Origin of the sequence: Bacillus sp. SIMBA_008, assembly GCF_046535495.1 — a bacterium.
GTDB classification, from domain to species: domain Bacteria; phylum Bacillota; class Bacilli; order Bacillales; family Bacillaceae; genus Bacillus; species Bacillus subtilis.
In genome coordinates, this window is sequence record NZ_JAWRWL010000633.1 from 1 (window position 1) to 264 (window position 264).

1 protein-coding gene is annotated in these 264 nt (G+C 42.4%); it reads left to right on the plus strand.

The window, feature by feature from the left end:
• Window positions 1–104: 104 nt before the first annotated feature.
• On the plus strand, window positions 105–264 hold a 160-nt coding region (locus tag SB658_RS24745), incomplete at its 3' end, for a DsbA family protein (RefSeq protein ID WP_410603042.1).

A 264-nucleotide genomic window follows, 5' to 3' on the forward strand; every position in this document is an offset into this window, starting at 1 on the left:
GGCTGCTGGAATCGTGACACCTTCCATATGGCGGGTGTTTTTTTAAAAAAACACTTGTAACTATAAAAGTTACAACTTAAAATGATAAGGAAAGGAGACTTACAATGACACTGCAGATTAAAGTATATTCTGATTATGTATGTCCGTTTTGCTATGTCGGCAAAGCGGCGTTTGAAGAAGCAATCAAGGACAAGGACGTACAGGTGGAATGGATGCCGTTTGAATTGCGTCCGAGCCCCTCGCCGAAACTTGATCCGGTGAATG